Genomic DNA, 4275 nt, shown 5'->3' with positions numbered 1-4275 from the left:
GGTGGTGGGCGGCTGGGCGCAGCGGGCGAGCGGCGAGGTCGTGTGGCGGCTGCTGGCCGACGTGGGCGCCGAGGCGAAGGCGGCGGTGGAGGCCGAGGCGGCCGGGCTGGCCGCCTGGCTCGGCGGGATCAAGGTGACCCCGCGCTTCCGCACCCCGCTGGAGCGCGAGCTGTCGTCCCTCTAGGACACCGTGCTCTCTAGGACACCGCGCGGATGAACTCCTCGAGCGAGTAGCGGCCGTCCTGGTCGGAGTCGGCGGCCTGGCTCATCGCGCCGAGTGCCTCGGCCGGGAGGTCGGGGAAGTGCTGCTTCAGCTCGGTCTCGCTGATGTAGCCGTCGCCGTCGGTGTCGATCGACGCGAAGGTGCTCTTGAGCTGCGCCAGCCGCTCGTCTGGGAGTTCCGCCGACACGGGACCGCCTTTCAGGTGCTCGTTTCCGGACATCCACACCCTAGTGGTCACGCCATGATGGACCTTCCCCGCCCATTGAGCCGCCTGCGTGAACCTCCTCGGCGGCGCGGAACCCCCGCTCCTCCGCCAGCCGCAGCAGCCTCCGCCGAGCCTCGGCCCCCGCCCGCCCGGCGGCGTCCTGGGAGACCGTTTTCAGCTCACCGTCCTCGACCACGGTCCGGCCACCGACCAGCACCCGGGCCAGCGGCGGCGGAGGCCCGAAGACCAGCGCGCACACGGGGTCGGCGACGGCGGCGGTGAACGGCCCGTCGATGCGCCACAGGGCGATGTCGGCGAGCTTGCCGGCCTCCAGCGACCCCAGCTCGCTCTCCCGGCCGAGGTTGCGCGCCCCGCCGAGCGTGGCCAGCTCTAATGCCTGCCTGGCGGTGAGCGCGGCGGGGCCGTACCTGGCGCGCTGGAACAGCAGGGCCTGGCGCATCTCGCCGGCCAGCGGCGTCAGCTCGGAGGAGGCGCTGCCGTCCACGCCGAGCCCGACGTTCGCGCCGCGGCGCAACATCTCGGACACGCGGGCGATGCCCGCGCCGAGCCGCCCGTTCGACGAGGGGCAGTGCGCGGAGCCGGTGCCGGTGGCGGCGAGCTTGCCGATGTCGGCGTCGCTCAGGTGCACCGTGTGCGCGAACCAGACGTCGGGCCCGAGCCAGCCCAGCTTCTCCATGTAGTCGACGGGCCGCAGCCCGAACTGCGCCACGCAGTGCTCGTCCTCGTCGAGGGTCTCGGCCAGGTGCGTGTGCAGGCGCACGCCCTTGGCCCGGGCCAGGGCGGCCGACTCGGTCATCAGCTCGGCGCTGGCCGAGAACGGCGAACACGGCGCGACGACGACCCGCAGCATCGAGGAGAACGACGGGTCGTGGTAGGCGTCGACGGCCTCGGCCGTGGCGGCCAGGATGTCGTCGAGCTCCTCGACCACGGCGTCCGGCGGCAGCCCGCCGTGCGATTCGCCCCTGTCCATGGAGCCGCGCGCCGGGTGGAAGCGGATGCCGACCTCGCGCGCGGCCTCGATTCCGGCCGCGAACAGGTCTCCCCTGCCCTTGGGGAAGATGTAGTGGTGGTCGCTGGAGGTGGTGCAGCCCGACAGCGCCAGCCAGCCGAGTCCCGCCGAGGAGGCGCCCTTGACCACGTCGGCGTCCATGGCGGCCCACACCTGGTAGAGCGCCACCAGCCACTCGAACAGCGTCGCGTCCTGGGCGAGCCCCTGCGAGGCCCACTGGTACAGGTGGTGGTGGGTGTTGACCAGACCGGGGGTGGCCAGGCACCCGGTGCCGTCGATGCGAACCACGTCGCCGGCGCCATCCTGCACCCGGGCCGCGTCGGGCGCGGGCCCGGCGCCGACCTCGACGATCCGATCCCTCTCAATCCAGATATATCCGGACTCGATCTCCGGCCCCACGACCGGAGCGATGGACACGTTCTCGATCAGCAGACGCGGGCGGCTCACTCGGCGCCCGCCTTCCGCGCCGCGGCGAGCCGCACCGCGTCCATGATCTTCTCGTAGCCGGTGCACCGGCACAGGTTGCCCGCCAGCGCCTCCCTGATCTCGGCGTCCGACGGCCGCGCCACCCGCTCCAGCAGGTCGTGCGCCTGCACCAAGAGCCCGGGCGTGCAGAAGCCGCACTGCACGGCCCCGCACTCCACGAACGCCTCCTGCACCGGATCGAGCCGGTCCCCCTCGGCCAGGCCCTCGACGGTACGCACCCGCCGCCCCTCGGCCTGCCCCGCGGCCACCAGGCAGGAGCAGACCGGGACGTCGTCGAGGTACACCGTGCACGAGCCGCACTCGCCCTGCTCGCAGGCGTTCTTGGAGCCGGGCAGGCCGAGGCGCTCGCGCAGCACGTACAGGAGGCTCTCGCCCTCCCACACGCCGTCGGCGCTCTCCTCGCGGCCGTTGACGGTGAAGGTGACGCGCATCAGGCGGCCCTCCTTCCCAGATAGTCGTTCCAGGCCCAGGTGAGCGTGCGGCGGGCCATCACGTCGATGGCGTGCACGCGGTACTCCGCGGTGCCGCGCACGTCGTCGATGGGCGCGGCGGCGGCCGCGCACAGCCGGCCGAACCGCCTGACCAGCGCGGGGTCGAGCGACGAGGCGTCCCAGTCGAGCCACTGGGCCAGCAACTCCTCGGCCTCCCGCGCCCGGCGCGGAGTGGGCGCCGCCGACCCGATCCCGGTGCCGACCCGCCGCTCGTCCGGGTGGAGGGCGACGGCGAACGAGCACACCGCGATCACCATGGCGTTGCGGGTGCCGACCTTGGAGAAGTATTGAGGCCCGGTCGCGGGCTTGACGTGCACGGCCCTGATCAGCTCGTCCGGCCGCAGGGCGCTGCGCTTGACCCCGAGGTAGAACTCGGCGGCGGGGATCATCCTGACGCCCCGGTCCCGCGACTCCACCTCGATCACCGCGTCCGCCGCCAGCAGCGGCGGATGGCTGTCGCCGGCGGGCGAGGCCGCGCCCAGGTTCCCGCCGACGGAGCCGCGGTTGCGGATCTGCGGCGACCCGACCGTGCGCGACGCCTGCGCGAGCCCCGGCAGCAGCCCGCCGAGCTCCTCGATGATCGTCGTGTACGACACCCCGGCCCCGACCCGGCACACGCCGTCCACCACGGCCCATTCCCGCAGCTCGCCCACCAGGTTGAGGTCGAGCAACGCCACCGGCCTGCGCACATCGAAGTTGATCTCGACCATCACGTCGGTGCCACCCTGGATGGGCACCGACTCCGACTGGTCCGCCTTGGCGGCCAGCGCCTCCGCCCACGTCGTGGGCCGCAAGAAGTCCATCCTGCCTACTCCCAGGAGAATCCGGCGTCGGGTGCGTCGTCGCGCAGCACACTGCCCTCGATCAGGCCGTAGGGGCGGTCCGCGGCGTAGAAGACCTCGTTGTCGTTGTCCAGGCCGAACGGCGACAGGTCGACGAGGAAGTGGTGCCTGTTCGGCATCGTGAGCCTGACCTCGCAGATCTCGGGGCAGGTGGTCAGCGCGCGCTCGCCCATGGCGTACAGGGTCTGCTGCAGCGACAGGCTGTGCGTGTCCGCGAACGCCTCGAGGAGGCAGCGGCGCACCTCGTCATACGACTTGGCATACGAGGCGGTCTCCCCCGTGTGCCGCCACTGGGCCGCGACGGCGGTGGCGAGGATGCGATCGGTAGTGGGTCGCAGCGTCGTGTACGGATCGACGATGTAGCCGTGGAACTCCGACCCGGTCGAGTTGAGCACCACCAGATCCTTCAGCCCGGACACCACGGTGGTGCGGCCGTCCCTGTCATGGTGGACGACGCAGGTGCGCACCTCGCCGCCCTCGCGCACGAACGAGTGCGGCCCGCCGCGGTTCCACCCGTACTCCTCGATCTCCACCCTGGCGTGGTGAATGGAGGGTTGCGACTCGACGAAGTGCCTGGCCAGCAGGAGCGCGAACTCCTCGATCTGGCCGACGCCGTGCTTCCTGGCGAAGGCGTACGCGGTGTTCTTCTGCGTGTCGGTCGGCAGCACGGCGGCGTTGTCGCCGGTCAGGTGCACGGCCTCCATGTCGCCGGAGAGGAAGGTGCTGACGTTGATGTCCTTGATGTGGTGGACGGGGCCGTCCCTGACGACGCGGACGAGCCTGGTCTCCGCCTTGCCGTAGCGGTTGGGGCCGAGCTTGACGGACATCTAGCTCCCTCGGTAGGTGGAGTAGGCGTACGGGCTGAGCAGCAGTGGCACGTGGTAGTGCTGCGCCGGGTCGGTCACGGTGAAGGCGATGACGACCTCGGGATAGAACGTCTCCTGCAGGTAGGCCCCGGTGTCGAAGACGACACGATGAACCCCCGCCCCCTCCGGCTC

6 protein-coding genes and 1 pseudogene are annotated in these 4275 nt (G+C 71.8%); 1 reads left to right on the top strand and 6 read right to left on the bottom strand.

The genetic code is table 11. The features are described 5' to 3' along the window. Positions 1-184, top strand: a pseudogene (locus EJK15_RS67950) (winged helix DNA-binding domain-containing protein); the annotation flags it as partial. Positions 185-197: 13 nt separating this feature from the next. Here the strand turns inward: EJK15_RS67950 and EJK15_RS67945 are convergent. The 6 genes from EJK15_RS67945 to EJK15_RS67920 form a co-directional block, all read right to left on the bottom strand. Continuing rightward, on the bottom strand, positions 198-410 hold the full coding sequence (locus EJK15_RS67945) for an EF-hand domain-containing protein (protein WP_138720713.1): 213 nt from the start codon (positions 408-410) through the stop codon (positions 198-200). Between the two features lie 40 nt (positions 411-450). Then, on the bottom strand, positions 451-1905 hold the full coding sequence (locus tag EJK15_RS67940) for an 8-oxoguanine deaminase (protein ID WP_420847194.1): 1455 nt from the start codon (positions 1903-1905) through the stop codon (positions 451-453). After that, positions 1902-2375 (bottom strand): (2Fe-2S)-binding protein, encoded by a 474-nt coding sequence (locus EJK15_RS67935; protein ID WP_138720712.1) that lies wholly within the window; start codon positions 2373-2375, stop codon positions 1902-1904. Before EJK15_RS67935 ends, EJK15_RS67940 begins: the two co-directional genes overlap by 4 nt. Continuing rightward, the gene (locus tag EJK15_RS67930) at positions 2375-3238 is read right to left on the bottom strand and encodes an FAD binding domain-containing protein (RefSeq protein WP_138720711.1); all 864 of its coding nucleotides are present in this window, start codon (positions 3236-3238) and stop codon (positions 2375-2377) included. Before EJK15_RS67930 ends, EJK15_RS67935 begins: the two co-directional genes overlap by 1 nt. Before the next feature lie 5 nt (positions 3239-3243). Continuing rightward, positions 3244-4104 carry a factor-independent urate hydroxylase gene (gene pucL, locus EJK15_RS67925; protein WP_138720710.1) on the bottom strand — a complete coding sequence of 287 codons (861 nt, stop codon included), beginning with the start codon at positions 4102-4104 and terminating at the stop codon, positions 3244-3246. Further along, a partial coding sequence (locus EJK15_RS67920; protein WP_138720709.1) for a hydroxyisourate hydrolase occupies positions 4105-4275 on the bottom strand: 171 nt, incomplete at its 5' end. It abuts the gene before it with no gap.

The organism is Nonomuraea basaltis, from assembly GCF_005893125.1.
In the GTDB taxonomy this organism is placed as follows: Bacteria; Actinomycetota; Actinomycetes; order Streptosporangiales; family Streptosporangiaceae; genus Nonomuraea; species Nonomuraea basaltis.
Note: the sequence above shows the minus strand (reverse complement) of the source record. Positions and strands in the feature narration are given on the sequence as shown.